Annotated in this window: 13 protein-coding genes; 11 read left to right on the forward strand and 2 right to left on the reverse strand. The window is 40.0% G+C overall.

Annotated features, from left to right (window positions below):
- Positions 1–74 precede the first annotated feature (74 nt).
- From G6554_RS04205 to G6554_RS04215, 3 genes are read left to right on the forward strand one after another with little or no spacing between them, the layout of a single operon-like run.
- The gene (locus G6554_RS04205; RefSeq protein WP_166239072.1) at positions 75–2,021 is read left to right on the forward strand and encodes a putative thiazole-containing bacteriocin maturation protein; all 1,947 of its coding nucleotides are present in this window, start codon (positions 75–77) and stop codon (positions 2,019–2,021) included.
- The gene (locus G6554_RS04210) at positions 2,021–3,958 is read left to right on the forward strand and encodes a TOMM precursor leader peptide-binding protein (protein WP_166239074.1); all 1,938 of its coding nucleotides are present in this window, start codon (positions 2,021–2,023) and stop codon (positions 3,956–3,958) included. The genes G6554_RS04205 and G6554_RS04210 overlap by 1 nt, the downstream gene beginning before the upstream one ends.
- A gap of 18 nt (positions 3,959–3,976) precedes the next feature.
- The gene (locus G6554_RS04215) at positions 3,977–5,563 is read left to right on the forward strand and encodes a SagB family peptide dehydrogenase (protein WP_166239076.1); all 1,587 of its coding nucleotides are present in this window, start codon (positions 3,977–3,979) and stop codon (positions 5,561–5,563) included.
- Positions 5,564–5,655: 92 nt separating this feature from the next.
- On the opposite strand, the gene rpsD is transcribed toward G6554_RS04215, so the two are convergent.
- The gene (gene rpsD / locus G6554_RS04220) at positions 5,656–6,258 is read right to left on the reverse strand and encodes a 30S ribosomal protein S4 (protein ID WP_166239078.1); all 603 of its coding nucleotides are present in this window, start codon (positions 6,256–6,258) and stop codon (positions 5,656–5,658) included.
- A gap of 371 nt (positions 6,259–6,629) precedes the next feature.
- Between rpsD and G6554_RS04225 the strand changes: the two genes are divergently transcribed.
- A complete protein-coding gene (locus G6554_RS04225; protein WP_166239080.1) occupies positions 6,630–8,069 on the forward strand; it encodes a sensor domain-containing diguanylate cyclase in 1,440 nt (479 codons plus the stop codon).
- Positions 8,070–8,151: 82 nt separating this feature from the next.
- On the forward strand, positions 8,152–9,336 hold the full coding sequence (gene megL / locus G6554_RS04230; protein ID WP_207342989.1) for a methionine gamma-lyase: 1,185 nt from the start codon (positions 8,152–8,154) through the stop codon (positions 9,334–9,336).
- A 27-nt stretch (positions 9,337–9,363) separates the two neighbouring features.
- Here the strand turns inward: megL and G6554_RS04235 are convergent, their stop codons facing one another.
- Complete coding sequence (locus G6554_RS04235) at positions 9,364–9,846, reverse strand: GAF domain-containing protein (RefSeq protein ID WP_166239084.1); 483 nt, start codon at positions 9,844–9,846, stop codon at positions 9,364–9,366.
- Positions 9,847–9,991: 145 nt separating this feature from the next.
- Between G6554_RS04235 and refZ the strand changes: the two genes are divergently transcribed.
- The 6 genes from refZ (at position 9,992) to mbcS (ending at position 17,006) form a co-directional block, all read left to right on the forward strand.
- Positions 9,992–10,624: a forespore capture DNA-binding protein RefZ gene (refZ, locus tag G6554_RS04240; RefSeq protein ID WP_166239086.1), complete on the forward strand. Its 633-nt coding sequence runs from the start codon at positions 9,992–9,994 to the stop codon at positions 10,622–10,624.
- 167 nt (positions 10,625–10,791) lie between these two features.
- Entirely contained in the window at positions 10,792–12,480 is a 1,689-nt protein-coding gene (gene ezrA, locus G6554_RS04245) for a septation ring formation regulator EzrA (RefSeq protein ID WP_166239088.1), read from the forward strand.
- Between the two features lie 94 nt (positions 12,481–12,574).
- Complete coding sequence (locus G6554_RS04250) at positions 12,575–13,717, forward strand: cysteine desulfurase family protein (protein ID WP_166239090.1); 1,143 nt, start codon at positions 12,575–12,577, stop codon at positions 13,715–13,717.
- Positions 13,718–14,923, forward strand: a complete 1,206-nt coding sequence (gene thiI / locus G6554_RS04255; protein WP_166239092.1) for a tRNA uracil 4-sulfurtransferase ThiI — start codon at positions 13,718–13,720, stop codon at positions 14,921–14,923.
- 98 nt (positions 14,924–15,021) lie between these two features.
- Entirely contained in the window at positions 15,022–15,225 is a 204-nt protein-coding gene (locus G6554_RS04260) for an alpha/beta-type small acid-soluble spore protein (protein WP_166239095.1), read from the forward strand.
- A 194-nt stretch (positions 15,226–15,419) separates the two neighbouring features.
- Complete coding sequence (gene mbcS, locus G6554_RS04265; protein WP_166239097.1) at positions 15,420–17,006, forward strand: acyl-CoA synthetase MbcS; 1,587 nt, start codon at positions 15,420–15,422, stop codon at positions 17,004–17,006.
- The last annotated feature ends 46 nt before the right edge of the window (positions 17,007–17,052 follow it).

Genomic DNA, 17,052 nt, shown 5'->3' on the forward strand with positions numbered 1-17,052 from the left:
ATTCTAATGGACAAATTAAAGGACATAAAATGGTAGGGGATCATTAGGATTGCTTTGAATGAAGGAGGAGTTGAATGACAAAACTTACCCCGTCCACACGTTTAAAGGTCAAAAGGGATTCATTTTACCTGCCAGATCCAAAAGGTGGTGTGTATTTTAGAAATAACGTAAGTTCATTTCGAATGGAAGGACATACGATTTACCAATGGATTGAACAATTAATGCCGATGTTTAACGGGGAGAAATCACTGGGAGAATTAACAGAGGGATTAACGGCACCGTATCGCAACAGGGTATTTGAGATTGGTGAAACGTTGTACAAGAGTGGCTTTGTTCGCGATGTAAGCCAAGATAGGAAACATGATTTAAACCCAAAAGTGCTGGAAAAGTATGCTTCACAAATTGAATTTATCGAGAATTTTGTGGATTCCGGAGCGTATCGTTTTCAAGAATACCGTCAGACTAAAGTTCTGGTTATCGGTTCTGGACCGCTAATGGTTTCACTTTCTTCCGCATTAATTGAATCGGGACTTCCCAAATTCCATTTCATCTTAACTGACTCAGTCCCTACAAATCAATTGCGGATAAATGAGTTAGTACGCAATGCCTACAATGCTGACTCTGATGTAGAGGTTGAGCAAATACCATTTGAAAAAAGGGACGAAAGGAGTTTTTGGCAAGAGGCTTTGCTTCCGTATGATTGGATTCTATATGTCACACAGGATGGAAATGTAAAAGAACTAAAGGATCTGAATATGGTTTGCAAAGAGCAAAGGAAGACATTTTTGCCTGCCATATATTTAGAGCATGTGGGGCTTGCTGGTCCATTGGTACACCCGGAATCAAAGGGGTGCTGGGAGTCCGCCTGGCGTCGAATCCATCAATCCTCCTTGCAAAGAGAGCGGCAGCCGCAATCTTACTCTACCACTACTGGATCCATTCTGGCCAATGTCACCGTATTCGAACTTTTTAAGAAGGCAACAGGAATTGCAGGATCAGATCAGGGTAATAAAATTTATAAACTCGATCTTGAAACGCTGGAGGGAGACTGGATTTCATACATCAAACATCCATTGGTGACAAATAAAAGGGTCTCGCCCAGACTAGTGGAAGATCTCGATGTAAGGATAAAGCAAGAAAAGAGTAAAAATGAATCCTCAAGTAACTTCTTGGAATACTTCAATCTATTAACATCTGAAGAAACAGGAATTTTCCATACCTGGGAGGAGCGAGACTTGAAACAGCTCCCTCTTTCGCAGTGCTATGTTCAAGCGGTTAATCCAGTCTCAGAGGGACCGGCAGATCTCCTGCCAGAGGTTACCTGTTCGGGTCTTACACATGAGGAGGCAAGGCGGGAAGCGGGGCTGACTGGCATTGAAATGTATGTTTCACAATTGTTCAAGGCATGTTGTAAACAAATTGATATGGCTGGTGAAAACATTTCAAGGGGCATGATAGGAATTGGTGCAGGAGAAATAGTCGAAGAGGCGGTTTGCCGCGGTTTACAATCTTATTTAGTGGAAGAATTGAGAAATAAAAAGGTGGATCCATTGAATCCTGTTTTTCGCGTACAATTAGGAGAAATTGAAGATCAACACTGTAGATATTATTTAAAAACCTTAACGACCCTAAATGGTGCACCGACCATCGGTTTAGAAAATGAAATACTAGGTTTCCCTGTAATATGGGTAAAGTCGCAAGGGCGAAAATACACTGGTACAGGTTTAAATACAACTTTGGCTTTACGAATGGCCTTACAACAAGCGCTTTCGGATAAACAAAATCAGCTGCATGCAACCGAAAGGACAACGGAATCAGCTGTTTTTCTGAAAGAAAAAGAATTTAAACTCGGAATCCCATCTTGTGAAGAAATCACGCAGTTGGAGCTCTTGCAATCTTCCATTCAGGTATTGAACGACAACAATAAACGCCTTCTCGTTTATGATCTGACATTCGAGCCTTTTTTAAAACAGGAATTGGCGGGGGTGTATGGTGTGAAGGTTCGAGAGGAGGACTCCTGATGGCCGCCCATATTCTCATTAATGGAGATGGTTTATTAGCGGACTATGTCTTTGATCATCTGTCTGGTAATCATCCCGTTAGGCGTCAAAGCCTATTTGAAGAGGTTCCGGAAGAAACAGAAATAGCTCTGGTTCTGCACGATGACTGGAAGCCAGCCATCTATCAAAAAGCAGAAGAAAAATATAGGAAAAAAGGTATCCCGTGGCTTAGGGGTTTTGTTTCATTTGGGGAAGGAATTATTGGTCCTTTTGTACACCCTGATAGTGCAGGCTGTTCTTGCTGCGCAGATATTCGGCGCTTGATAGCTGGATCCGATCGGAAAGAAATGTGGCAGTTGCAGCTAAGGAGGGCAGCAGGCAAAAGTGGAAATCGAGATGCATGGGCATCAAGAACAGGTCTATCACAAATGGCATCTTTAATTTGTAAGGAAGTGGATAGGGTTCTTCAAAGGAAGCCCAGCCATTTAGAAGAAAGGGTTTTCATTTTGAACCTGAGAACGTTAACCAATTCTATTCACCTTTTCTTACCAGATCCCTTGTGCCCGATTTGCAGTCCATTACCTGATGATACAGTAGAATTAGCTCAAATTAAGTTAAAATCTAGTCCTAAATTTAATGGAAGTGGTTATCGCAGCCTTTCTATGGATGAATTTAAAACAGTACTGGCCAAGGACTATCTGGATTACCGAACTGGTATCATGAATGGAAAAATGCAGGATTTCACGCTGCCATTTGCTGATGTTTTAGTGAACATGCCATTATTTGAAGTGGACGAGGGAGTTGCGGGCCGGTCTAACTCCTATGAAATGAGTGAGCTGACTGCCATTTTAGAGGGGCTGGAACGATATTGCGGGATCGGTCCTCGAGGAAAAAGGAAAGTAGTTCGTGATAGTTATCATAATGTAAAGCAAAATGCACTAAATCCTGCAAGTGTTGGTTTGCATGAAAAGGAACAATATGCCACGCCCCATTTTCCGTTTAAACCGTTTCATCCTGATGTCCCAATGAATTGGGTTTGGGGATATTCGTTTTCTCAAGAACGTCCCATACTTGTACCAGAGTTACTCGCTTATTACAGTCTGGGGAATGGTGAGGGATTTGTTTATGAAACCTCCAATGGATGTGCCTTAGGGGGAAGTATAGAAGAAGCTATTTTCCATGCCATAATGGAAGTTGTCGAGCGAGATTCATTCTTGATAACTTGGTATGCAAAACTCCCCCTACCGCGTCTTGACATTCGTTCGGTGAACGATAAAGAATTACAGCTGATGATTGAGCGGATACGAGAAGTGGCGGGATATGACCTTCATATGTTCAATTCGACAATGGAACATGGAATTCCAAGCGTGTGGGCAGTGGCAAAGAACAGAAGATCAAAGGGTGTAAATCTCATTTGTGCAGCTGGTGCTAGCCTTGATCCAGTATCGGCTGTAAAAAGTGCTATTTACGAGCTTGCAGGAATGATGGTGCATGACGAAAAATTGGAGGCAAACCAGCAGAAATATCAAAAAATGTTACAGAATTCCTTTGCCGTACGCAGCATGGAGGATCATGGTTTGCTCTATGGGCTGCGAGAAGCAGAGGAACGGCTGAATTTTTTATTAGATGATCAACGTCCGTTATGTACATTTGCGGAAGAATTCAAGGAACCGCCCGCAAACACTGATTTGCTTGAAGATCTTCAGGATATTCTTCAAAGGTTCCGCCGATTAGATCTTGAGGTCATTGTGGTGGACCAAACGTCACCGATAACCAAACGGAATGGATTATTCTGTGTGAAAGTATTAATCCCAGGTATGTTGCCGATGACATTCGGACATCACCTAACTCGTGTAAAAGGACTGGAGAGGGTTCTTAGCGTGCCAATGAAACTTGGATTTATGAAACAGCCTTTATCGTATGAACAGCTTAATCCATATCCCCACCCATTCCCATAATAGAAAAGAGGTGTAAGAATGGAGCTTGAAACATTTGTCCATCATCTGCACTTTAATACGGAAAAAGTTGCTCCTCCAGATTGGCAAGTGGACTGGGAGGATGCACCGCTTCCATTTAAACTGTACCGGGACTTACCAGAGATTCCACTAAGTGCAGATGTACCGTTAACACTGGCCAAAGGGAAGGTTCAAACGGAACTGAGTCTTAAGGAACTAGGGCATTTCTTATGGTATGTATACGGTATTTCTCAGTACGCCCATACCGCTTTAATCGAAGACAACAAGAAAACAGCCGATATGAGCTATGCCCAGTTATTCCGTAGATTTGTTCCCTCAGGAGGGGCATTATATCCCAATGAATTATATGTGTATGTAAAGCTGAAGGATGCACCAGTAGGAATTTACCATTACGATGCGGCTCACCACCGCCTCCTATTACTGCGGGAAGGAAATTACGATTCCTACTTATCAAGAAGTCTTGGAAATAGCTATGATCTTTCTGAAAGTTTTTGTACTGTTTTTGTCACGACATTTTTTTGGAAGAACTTTTACAAATACAATAATTTTTCCTACAGGCTCCAAGGGCTTGATGCCGGTGTGCTAATAGGGCAATCTTTAGAAGTGGCCAATGCGATGGGGATAACGCCTGCGGTATGCTACCAATTTCTCGATAAGTCGATTAATCATCTGCTTGGGCTGTCAGATCAGGATGAAAGTGTATATGCGGTTATTCCTTTATCTGTTAATCCAAACATCTATCGTGCAGATAACCAATATAGTAAACTGGAAGGTGTTTCTGCCACTGAATTGTGCCGGGAAGTGCCACTGTTGGAGCCTTTTTCCGATAACCGCTCAAAGAGGGTTATCGATTATCCTAGTATAAGAAAATTAAATGGAGCATCAATGTTTGAAACAACAGAGTCAATTGTGAAGATAAAGAAAGAAAGTAATGTGAAACATTCCTTAGATTCGGAAATAATTTTTCTTCCCTTCGCTGAGCACTTTTCATACGATCTTGCATCCATTTTTAGAGAGCGGCATTCTCCAGATCTTGATTTTATTATCGGAAGGGTGAGTCTATTACAACTTTCCGTTTTGTTAAAAGAAACATTTTCCTTCTCGTATCTTAGTGACCTTGACGACAGACAGGGGGGGATTGAGAACCGTGTTTCGTTAAATGGCTGTTTTTATAATGTGGAAGGAGTTCCAAACGGTGCCTACGCGTATGACAAAAGCGCTCATGCACTTCGAAGAATAGCTCGGGGGGATTTTCGGGAGTATTTACAAAATGGATTAACAATGCCCAATGTAAATCTGTTCCAAGTTCCACTAGTACTGCATGTCATTGGAGACCGGGAACACCTCAAAAAGGAATTGGGATATAGAGGATATCGCATTCAACAAATGGAAGCAGGCATACTCTTGCAACGATTGCTTTTGGTATCGTGTGCATTAGGAATGGGAGGACATCCGTTATTAGGATTTGACGTGAACCCATGTGATGAACTTTACGGGATTGATTCGAAAGAAAAAACAAGCTTAATCCAAATCCCGGTCGGTCCCTATCGTCCCCGCGCCTGGTTAAAAGGAAGGCTGCATACCTAGGAGAGCCAAATGTAAGCAAAGAAAAACCCTAGAAACCGTGTTAAAACGCAGTTTCTAGGGTTTTTGAAATTACTCTTTAGGAAACAAATCAATTAACGTGAGTAGAACTCAACGATGAATGTTTCGTTAATTTCAGCAGCAAGTTCAGAACGCTCTGGTAAGCGAGTGAATGTACCTTCTAATTTGTCTGCATCAAATGTTAAGTAATCAGGAATGAAGTTTGTCACTTCGATTGCTTCTTTGATGACGTCAAGGTTGCGTGACTTTTCACGAACGCTGATTGTTTGACCAGGAGCTACGCGGTATGATGGGATATCTACGCGAGAACCATCAACCATAATGTGTCCGTGGTTAACTAATTGACGTGCTGCACGACGAGTGCGAGCAAGACCTAAACGGTAAACTAGGTTGTCTAGGCGTGATTCAAGAAGAATCATGAAGTTTTCGCCGTGAACGCCGCTCATTTTGCCAGCCTTAACGAAAAGGTTGCGGAATTGGCGCTCATTTACACCATACATATGACGAAGCTTTTGCTTCTCTTGTAATTGCAATCCGTATTCAGAAAGCTTTTTGCGTTGGTTTGGACCATGTTGTCCAGGAGCGTAAGGACGCTTTTCTAATTCTTTACCTGTGCCGCTTAGAGAGATTCCAAGACGACGGGATATTTTCCAGCTAGAGCCAGTATAACGAGCCATGAATGACTCCTCCTTCGTGTTTTTATTTTGGTAAAATAAAAACCGTTAAGAAACACAATAATAGTCATTTTGTTTTCATGCACCATCGCCCTAGCAGCGGAGGGTTACTCGATGCACCATCACAAAGGTGTGAGGAACAAAATGAGCCAGTTAAGTTTATTCTTATAGGCTGCAATATTTTACACAAGGAGTATTATATAATTTTTATTCCTTAATAGTCAAGTTTATTTGTTCTAAACAAAGATAAGTATCGAAAAACAATTTATAAAAAAATAATAAATTATTCAAAAAAATATAACAAAAGTATCCCAATATTATCTATAATTAGGTTACGATGTATATATATGGAATTAAAATAGGTGAGATGATAAATGTTCGATCTTGAAGGAGATTTACTATTGGATGTTGTGAAATATAAAAAATTATTTCAAATAGCGGAAAGACTTCATTTATCCCTTGATGTAGATGTCTTATTAGGGGAATTATTTATTGTACTAAAAGAAATTTATCCCAATTTCTCATATCAATTACTTCTTTCAATGGATACATATAGCCATAATGACCTTCCTATTATTGACCTTGAATACGATGGTGAAAATATTGCTGCCATACAGGCATTTGAATCCGGCGCTGTTCAATTTGAGAGTACTCAAACGGGACATGCTGTCCTTTATGCACCCCTAAAAGGGAAGCGGGAGATCTATGGGGTCCTACAGGTGATTGCACCTCATACAAAGGGATTTCCTATAAACGATGTAGAGTTTATGGCATTATTATCGAGCTGTGCGGGAGGAGCGTTGGAAAACGCTCAGTTATATCAACTATCACTACGAACTATTTCTGACCTGCAATTAATAAACGAAACCTCACACCAACTAAATTCTAACCGGCCGATGGCTGAGACTTTTGAATTTATGTCTACACAAATTAAGACATCTTTTGAAGCGAACGAGGTTGGTTTTTTTCTATTTTCCCAAAAACAAACAAAAGCAAAAATACTTCCAGGGTCAACCCCCTACTTTTTCACAAGGCAGGCCCGAGTCTATGTAAACCACATAATAGAAAAGTTGCAAAAGGAAAACGAACCGCTTTTTATAGGGGATTTTACTCTTCCAGAAAAAAATCATGGAACAAGCTTTCATTCTATTATGGCTGTACCAGTAGTTGTCGGCGAAAGATTAAGAGGCTTTTGCATGATCATGCATCATTGTCCATATTTCTTTACCTTTGAGTCTTTTACGCTTCTTCAGTCGCTGGTGCACCATACTTCATTAGCGTTAACCAACTCCATGCTGAGAGAAGAATTAAAAATAATGGTTACCACTGACCATTTGACAAAACTTCATTCGCGAAAATTTTTGGATGAAAAAATTCAGTGTTCCATGAAGAACGACGAGGAAGGTACCTTTATTTTGCTGGATATTGATAATTTTAAAGAAATAAATGATACATATGGACATCAAATTGGTGATGAAGTGTTAATACAAGTCGCCAATCTTATAAGGGGAAACATGCGCGAACATGATATTGGTGCCCGTTGGGGTGGCGAAGAGCTCGCCATTTATCTTCCTAAAGTTCCTTTAGATACAGGAGCAGCAATAGCGTGTCGGTTGGTAAAAAAAGTTGCAAAACGTTCCAAGCCTCATATTACGGTTTCATGTGGCGTTTCTTATTGGAATAAAGAGAGTAAAGATTCCTATCAATCCTTATTTAAAAGGGCTGATGAGGCGTTATATATGGCAAAAGAAACCGGAAAGAACAAAGTTGTGATAGAAGGCAATCATAGTAGGGTAAATGAGGCACTCATTTAACTGGGTGCCCTACCGATATTACTGCCAAATACATAATCTATAGCAAAATATGAGAGCGCATTCAAATACAGGAGGGACCACTTTGGAAGAAAACAACTCAAGGTTTGAAACAAAGGCTATTCACGCGGGATACGAGGCCGATAAACATCAAGGTAGTTTAGTTCCGCCACTGTATCAAACATCAACCTTTACCTTTGCCAATGCGGAACAAGGAGAAAATAGGTTTGCCGGGAGGGAAGAGGGTTACATTTATTCACGGTTAAGTAATCCAACAGTAAAAGTATTGGAAGACAGGGTGGCAGCATTAGAAAACGGTGAGGCGGCTTTAGCTTTTTCTTCGGGAATGGCAGCAGTTAGTGCGGTGTTATTGACATTAACTAAGACAGGCGATCATATCCTTTGTTCACAAGGCGTGTATGGTTGTACCTTTGGATTGCTTGAACTTTTAAAGGAAAAGTATGGGATTAGTCATGACTTTTCCTTGATGGATTCAATGGAAACAGTAGAAAATGCAATTCTGGCAAATACAGCGTGTATCTACATCGAAACCCCGATTAACCCAACAATGAAGCTTGTAGATCTTGAAATGGTCGCAAGAATAGCAACTAAAAAGGGAATACCTGTTGTTGTTGACAATACCTTTTGTTCACCCTATTTACAAACCCCTCTCACATGGGGCTGTGACATCGTCATTCATAGCGCGACGAAATATATTTGTGGCCATGGGGATGTCATTGCCGGATTAGTGATCGCGAAGAAGGAATTTATCCGGCATGTAGCACGAACGACGCAAAAAGACATCGGCGGGATCATCTCACCCTTCGATGCATGGCTGCTTCTAAGAGGAATAAAAACTCTTCCGGTGAGGATGGATCGTCACGCAGAAAATGCAAGCCGAATATTTGGATTTTTAAAACATCATCCAAAAATTGAGGATGTTTATTATCCCGGCGATCCCGAAAACAAGGATTATGTGATTATGAAAAAACAAATGAAAACCCCGGGCGGACTCATCGCATTTTCGATAAAAGGAACAAAGGAAACAGCGCAAAAATTTATGAATCAATTGCAATTGATAAAAATAGCCGTTAGTCTTGGTGATGCCGAAACGTTAATCCAGCACCCGGCAACCATGACCCATGCGGTTGTGCCGGAGAAAGAACGACAAAAAATGGGGATTGAAAATACCTTGCTGCGTCTCTCTGTTGGTCTGGAGGCTTGGGAAGATATTAAGGAAGATTTAGAACAGGCATTTCAAAAAATTTAAAGAAAACTCGCCAGCGTGGCGAGTTTTTTAGATATGTTCCATTAATACGGCAACAAATTCTTCCAGTTTTTCTTGGTCAAGTTCGTCAAAGCGGTCTGTTTCGGGAGAATCAATATCTAAGACCCCGATTAATTGATGCCTTTTGAGAAGTGGAATGACAATTTCTGATTGTGTTGCGGAATCGCAAGCAATATGGCCGGGAAATTGATTAACGTCCATCACACGGATCGTTTCCCTTTTCAAGGCTGCTGTGCCGCACACTCCTTTACCAAGGGGAATCCGGATACAGGCAGGTAATCCTTGAAATGGTCCAAGCACAAGTTCCCCATTGGTATCCATTAAGTAAAATCCAACCCAGTTAACACGGTCGAGAAATTGGTTTAATAGTGCAGAGGCGTTACTAAGATTTGCAATTTGATTTGGCTCATCATGAAGCAGGGCCTGTAGCTGTTTTTTTACAAGTTCATAATTTTCTTCACGACTGCCAGTATACATTTCGACGTTAAACAAGTATTTTCACCTTTTTCCTTTAAGATTTACTATTCATTTTATCAAAATAAAAAGAAAAAGAGCAGACTTTGTCGATATTTTCATAAAGGAAACAATTGTGACATCAAGAATCATTATATAAGGGGATCCTGAAGGGGGAGAAGGAATGAAGAAAAATGCAAAAGATGCGATTGTGAAGGCTGCAATATCGTTGTTTAATACAAATGGGTATTCAGGAACATCTATTAGGGATATTGCTAGTCTCGCAAAAGTTAATACTGCAGCGATAGCATATCACTTCCATAATAAACCAGGTCTCTTGGAATATTGTTTTATGCATTTTTTTGAACAATACATGAGTAAAATTGAGGGGGCCTATGCATCCATTGATCGCGGCGCTAAGGAGTGCTTGAAGAAGATTGCGGCTGATCTGCTCCATTTTCAATCTGAAAATATCCAACTCACAAGTTTTGTTTATCGAGAAATGTCCATGGATTCCCAAGTGGTGAGGGAAATCATGTCGACTTATTCACTTAAAGAAAAATACTATTTCCAGCAGATTTTTGAAAGAGGGTTTGAGTGGAATGAATTTCGGCCCCATTCGATTCCTTATTTAATCATCCAACTAAAAAGTTTTTTGATGATGCCATATATGAATAATCACTATATGCGGGAGGTATTGTACATCTTTCCAAATGAACCATTTTTTGAACAAAAATATTTAAAGGATATTCATTTTTGGATTGATAAAACATTATGCTCAGATCTGTCCATTAAAAAGGGCGCAATCATTAAATAGCGGAAATCGCTATTTTTTTTCTTTTTACAAAAAAATTGAAAATTATAGTCAAAAATTGTCGTTTACATGGTATCATAAAAGCATTGAATAGAACAGGAAGAGATTTATTAATATAGATGTGTTACTGAATCAGGAGAATCATGTTGTTTGAATTAGGGGGCTTACTTGTGAAATATTTCATTGGATTTTTCATCCTATTACTGGCCTTGTTTCTAGTAGGATATTTAATAAAGAAAAAGTACTTTAAAGAAATGGATCGATTGGAAGCATGGAAAATTGATTTATTAAATCGACCAATACCAGATGAAATGTCCAAGGTAAAGCAATTAAATATGACTGGACAAACAGAAGAGCTTTTCGAGGGTTGGCGGAGCGAGTGGGATGACGTAGTAACAGTAAAGCTCCCAAACTTAGAGGAAATGCTATTTGATGCGGAGGAATACATTGACAAGTACCGATTCAAAAAGGCTAAAGAGGTTCAACAAGCAATTGATTCAAGATTGCAAGAAACTGAGAATCAGATAAAAAAGATCTTGGAAGAGCTACATGAGCTAGTTGGCAGTGAAGAAAAAAATAGATTAGAAATAGAGGAGTTAAAAGAATTATATCGAGAAGCGAAGAAAACGCTGCTTGCTCACCGGCATAGCTTTGGTATTGCTGAAAAGCATTTAGAAATGAAGCTTAATGAAACGGCACAAAAGTTTCAGGAATTCGATGAGAAAACGGAACTTGGCAATTACCTCGAGGCAAGAGAAGTGGTTTTACAGATGCAAGGTCAGCTTGGAACCATAAAACAGCATATGGATGTCATTCCACAGCTGTTAATTGAGTGTCACTCATTGCTTCCAAATCAACTTTCCGACTGTATAGAAGGACAACGAGAAATGGTGGAGCAGGAATATTATTTGGAACATATTAATGTTGGGCAGGAAATTAAACGCCTGGAGGAAAAACTGGCTGAAAACCTGGCATTCATTGAAGCGATTGAAATTGATAAAGCTGAAGAAGGTGTAAAAGAAGTAAAAGATCGAATCGACATTCTTTTTGACCTTTTGGAGAAGGAAGTACATGCCAAGCATTACGTGCAAAAAAATGAAAAGGCAGCCTATGAACTACTAGTTTCGGCACAAAGAGAAAATGAGCTTCTTTCCAATGAGGTGCTGCAGGTACAGCAAAGTTATCAAATATCGGATAGTGACCTTGAAACACTGAGGGAGCTTGAAAAGGAACTTGCGGCTGTTTATAAGCACTATGAAATTTTGGTTGAAAAGTTAAAACTAAACGGAACTGCACAAACCGTACTCAGTGAAGAATTAAGTGATATTAAAGATCAACTCGATGTCATCCTTGAGGGGCAGCAGTTATTTGCCGTTAAACTCCAGGCACTTAGGAAAGATGAACTTGAAGCAAGAGAAAAAATCATGGAACTAACGAAAAGGGTTGGCGATACTGTCCGTCTTGTGAAGAAAAATAATGTACCGGGAGTGCCCGCAGATTATCATTATTTATTCGAAGATACGAACGAAAGCATTCAAAATGTTCGTTATCAGCTTGAAGAAAAGCCGCTTAATGTTTCCGCCCTTAATCAGTATTTGGAAGTCGCTGTTTTAACTGTTGAGAAACTTGTTAATACAACCTATGAATTAATAGAAAATGTGACGCTAGCTGAAAGAGCCATTCAGTATGGAAATCGATATAGAAGTCAGTATCCATCTATTGCCAAAGGATTAACTGATGCAGAAATGGCATTTAGGCACTACGATTATCAAGAGGCATTGGAGCAAGTTGCCGCGTCACTTGAAGGAATAGACCCAGAAGCTTTGAAAAAAATAAAAGCAACTATTGTAACCGAATAGATAAAACCGATTCGACCCTTAATGGTCAAATCGGTTTTTCTTTTTAAATTGATGATCTTTATGATAAGATTTACATTTGTACGGAGGAGATAAGATGATTTATTTTGATAATAGTGCAACGACTAAACCATATAAAGAAGTATTAGATTCCTTTTTAACAGTTTCAAGTGAATATTATGGTAATCCATCCTCACTTCACAGTATGGGAGGGCAGGCTGAGAAGCTATTATCGCAAGCGAGGGAACAGGTGGCAAAACTTTTAAAGGTAAAAGCCACTGAAATTTATTTTACCTCGGGCGGGACAGAAAGTAACAACATTGCGATAAAAGGTGCTGCATTCATGAACCGAAATAAAGGCCGCCACATCATAACATCCAGTATTGAACATGCCTCGGTACGTGCTGCCATGGAACAGCTTGAGCAGGAGGGCTTCGAAATTACCTATCTGCCGGTTGACGAAAATGGTAGAATTCGTGTTGAGTATGTGGAAAAGGCTATCCGGAAAGATACTATTTTAATTTCCATCATGCAGGTGAACAATGAAGTAGGGACTGTTCAGCCGATTAAAGAAATTGGGGAACTGGTCAAAAATCATCCAACAATATTATTTCATGTTGATACTGTCCAGGGAATTGGAAAAGTTCCCTTGTCACTATATAGCAGCAATGTGGATCTTTGTTCGCTTTCTGCGCATAAGTTTCATGGGTTAAAAGGGACAGGTGCCTTGTTTATACGTGAAGGGGCAAAAATTACTCCCTTATTTTCAGGCGGTGATCAAGAACGAAGGATGCGCAGCGGTACTGAAAATGTTGCTGGGTTTGTGGCAATGGCAAAAGCCCTAAGAATGACAATGGATAAAAGTGATACGGGGATTAAAAAAATGGAAAAAATTCAGTCGATCCTAAGGGCAGGGCTTTCCGAAATAGAAGGTGTTGTCATCCATACACCTATTGAAAATTCAGCGCCCCATATCGTTAACTTTTCCCTTGCCGGAATGAAATCGGAAGTGTTTATCCATGCTCTTGAGCAGCTAGGGGTATTTGTTTCGACGACTAGTGCCTGTTCTTCCAAAAGGAAGTCACCAAGTAAAACACTGTTGGCTATGGGTGTTCCCGAAAGTTTAGCTGAAAGTGCAATCAGGATTAGCCTTTCTTTCGAAAATACGGAAGAGGAAGCAAAAACGGTAATCTTAGCAATGAAAAATACAGCAAACCAATTAAGAAAGGTTATGGAATAAATGAAATATGATCGTATACTCATACGCTATGGGGAGATTTCAACAAAGGGCCGAAATCGCAATAAATTTGTCGATAAACTTAGAAAAAGCGTCAGAATTGCCCTCGCTCCCTTCCCAAAAGTTAAAATCGAATCAAGTCGTGATCGGATGTATGTATTATTAAATGGTGAAGATGGGATAGAAATTATCGAAAAATTAAAGAATATATTTGGGATTCAATCCTTCAGTCCCGCCATCAAGGTGGAAAGGGATGTTGAGGTATTAAAACAAGCCTCACTAGATTTAGTCTCATCTCTTTACATGGAAGGGCAGACCTTCAAAATTACGCCAAAACGATCGGATAAATCGTTTGAATTAAATACAGACGGAATTAACCACACAATTGGCGGTCATTTGCTTCAATCCATTCCAGGACTTAAAGTAGACGTGAGGAACCCTGATATCAATTTACGAATTGAGGTCAGAAAGGAAGCTATTTATCTTTCATGTGAAACCATTCAAGGTGCTGGCGGTCTTCCTATGGGTTCAAGCGGAAAGGCGATGCTCATGTTATCTGGTGGGATTGACAGCCCTGTAGCCGGATATTTAGCCATGAAGCGGGGATTAGAAATTGAAGCCGTCCATTTCTTCAGTCCACCATTCACAAGTGAGCGTTCAAAGGAAAAAGTGATCGATTTATCACGGAAGCTTGCTGAGATTTACGGTGCGATTACCCTTCATATCGTGCCCTTTACAGCTATTCAACAGGCGATTCGTGAGCAAATTCCAGAGAATTACTCCATGACATCGACAAGAAGAATGATGCTTCGAATAACTGAGGGAATTAGACAAAAGCGTGAAGGTCTGGCTATTATTACCGGTGAAAGCCTTGGACAAGTAGCCAGCCAAACGGTAGAAAGTATGTTCGCGATTAATGAAGTGACAAATACACCAATTTTACGTCCTTTGATTACGATGGATAAAACGGATATTATTAAACTTGCCGAGGAGATCGATACCTTGGAAATTTCTAATAGGCCGTTTGAAGATTGCTGTACGATTTTTGTGCCGTCTTCTCCGAAAACCAAGCCGAAAAGGGAAAAAGTACAACATTTTGAAAGCTTTTTTGATTTTGAGCCAATGATTCAAGTTGCCATCAATGAAGTGGAGACTATCGTTATTAAACCAGTTGACGACAAGCATACAGAATTTCAATCATTATTTTAAAAGCAAAATTTGAATTTTTTGTGAACAATTACCAAATGGATTATAGAATGAAGCTAATAAGATTTACACATTCTATACTCACAAGGAGGTGATATCACATGGCAAGCAACAATTCAAATCAATTATTAGTTCCTGGTGTGGAACAAGCTCTTGACCAAATGAAATTTGAAATTGCAAACGAATTTGGTGTAAACCTTGGAGCAGATACTACTTCACGTGCTAACGGTTCCGTTGGTGGTGAAATCACAAAACGTCTAGTAGCAATGGCTGAACAACAATTAGGCGGCGGATTCTCTCGTTAATCAAAAATAAATACAATGGCTACAGAGAGTGTGGAGGATAACTCCCGCTCTCTTTTTTATTTTCACTTTTAGATAATAGGTTTATAATTAGCATCAGGTACTAGGACTAAATAAAAATTAATTAATATATCCAAATTTTTATTTATTTCTGTATAATTATTATATAAGATCATTATTTTTAAGGAGGAGAAGTCATGAAGAGGGAAGATCTAATTGCACCAGAACAGTATAATCTAGTTTCTGAAATGGAGCGATTTGCAGCAAATCCACAAAGAGTGGCATTAAAATGGGAAAATGAGTCAGGTGAAACAAAACAAGTTACATATGAGCAACTAATGAAGCGAGTGAACAAAGCGGGGAATGTGTTTACTCAGAATGGTTTAAACAAGGGTGATGTGGTTCTCGTTATTGTACCGCGTTTGATTGAAGCGTACGTGGTGTATTTGGCCGCATTAAAAACGGGAATGGTGGTCATCCCTAGTTCGGAAATGCTAAGGGAGAAAGATCTGCAGTACCGTATTTCACACGGAGATGTAAAGGCAGTCATCAGTTATTACCCATATGTTGATCAATTTGAACATATTACCGAAACACAACCATTGGTTAAGTTCACATTGGGAGCTGAGGAAGAAGGCTGGATTCATCTAGATGCTGAAATGGAAAAAGCTAGTGAACAATTTGCGATTGCTGAAACTCTTCGTGATGATATGGCCTTTTTATCCTATACATCAGGGACAACTGGAAATCCTAAAGGTGTAGTCCATACTCATGGCTGGGCATTCGCTCATTTAAAAACAGCAGCATCTAAATGGCTTTGTATTGAAGAGGGCGATACGGTTTGGGCAACAGCAGGCCCAGGCTGGCAAAAATGGATTTGGAGCCCGTTCCTTTCTGTCCTTGGTTCAGGTGGAACTGGTTTAGTGTATAACGGAAAATTTGAACCGAAAAAATATTTAGCACTCTTGCAAAAATATGATGTCAATGTCCTTTGCTGCACACCGACGGAATATCGGTTAATGGCAAAAGTAGACAATTTAGCTGATTATCAGTTGCCAAACCTTCACAGCGCCGTCTCCGCAGGGGAGCCGTTAAATCGTGAGGTAATTGACACATTTAGAAAATATTTTGCCATTGATGTTCGTGACGGTTATGGGCAAACCGAAAATACATTACTTGTGGGAGTTACAAAAGGGATGGAATTGAAGTCGGGCTCAATGGGCAAGCCGACACCTGGAAATAGGGTAGAGATTATCAATGAGGATGGCCAAGTTTGTGCCGTTGGGGAAGTTGGTGATATCGCCGTCCATGTTGAAACTCCTGCCTTATTTAAAAATTATTATAAAGACCCCGAAAGAACGGCCATGCAGTTCCGCGGAGATTATTATGTCACGGGCGATAGAGCCAAAATGGATGAAGAAGGCTACTTCTGGTTCGAAGGCCGCAGTGATGATATTATTATTAGCTCAGGCTATACGATTGGGCCGTTTGAAGTAGAGGATGCGCTTGTGAAACATCCGTTTGTTAAGGAATGTGCCGTTGTTGCTAGTCCCGATGAAATTCGCGGCTTTATTGTTAAAGCGTTTGTTGTTTTACAGGACGATGTCAGTCCTGTCGACCCGGAGTTAACGAAAACCTTACAGGAGCACGTAAAAACTCTTACAGCTCCGTATAAATATCCTAGAAAAATTGAGTATTTGACCGAACTCCCAAAAACAACCTCTGGAAAAATTCGCCGGATTGAGCTTCGTCAAAAAGAAATGGAATCGCTGAAACAAGTATAATTTTTCAGGACATATTGGCAGGCGGTGTTTACCGTCTGCTAGTCTT

Source organism: Bacillus sp. MM2020_4, from assembly GCF_011250555.1.
Taxonomy (GTDB): Bacteria; Bacillota; Bacilli; order Bacillales; family Cytobacillaceae; genus Neobacillus.

Excerpts from the sequence above, each read along its gene's own strand:
- G6554_RS04210 (WP_166239074.1), top strand. The coding sequence starts at position 2,021 with ATGGCCGCCCATATTCTCATTAATGGAGATGGTTTATTAGCGGACTAT.
- G6554_RS04260 (WP_166239095.1), top strand. The coding sequence starts at position 15,022 with ATGGCAAGCAACAATTCAAATCAATTATTAGTTCCTGGTGTGGAACAA.
- refZ (WP_166239086.1), top strand. The coding sequence starts at position 9,992 with ATGAAGAAAAATGCAAAAGATGCGATTGTGAAGGCTGCAATATCGTTG.
- mbcS (WP_166239097.1), top strand. The coding sequence starts at position 15,420 with ATGAAGAGGGAAGATCTAATTGCACCAGAACAGTATAATCTAGTTTCT.
- rpsD (WP_166239078.1), bottom strand. The coding sequence starts at position 6,258 with ATGGCTCGTTATACTGGCTCTAGCTGGAAAATATCCCGTCGTCTTGGA.
- G6554_RS04225 (WP_166239080.1), top strand. The coding sequence starts at position 6,630 with ATGTTCGATCTTGAAGGAGATTTACTATTGGATGTTGTGAAATATAAA.
- G6554_RS04215 (WP_166239076.1), top strand. The coding sequence starts at position 3,977 with ATGGAGCTTGAAACATTTGTCCATCATCTGCACTTTAATACGGAAAAA.
- G6554_RS04250 (WP_166239090.1), top strand. The coding sequence starts at position 12,575 with ATGATTTATTTTGATAATAGTGCAACGACTAAACCATATAAAGAAGTA.
- thiI (WP_166239092.1), top strand. The coding sequence starts at position 13,718 with ATGAAATATGATCGTATACTCATACGCTATGGGGAGATTTCAACAAAG.
- G6554_RS04205 (WP_166239072.1), top strand. The coding sequence starts at position 75 with ATGACAAAACTTACCCCGTCCACACGTTTAAAGGTCAAAAGGGATTCA.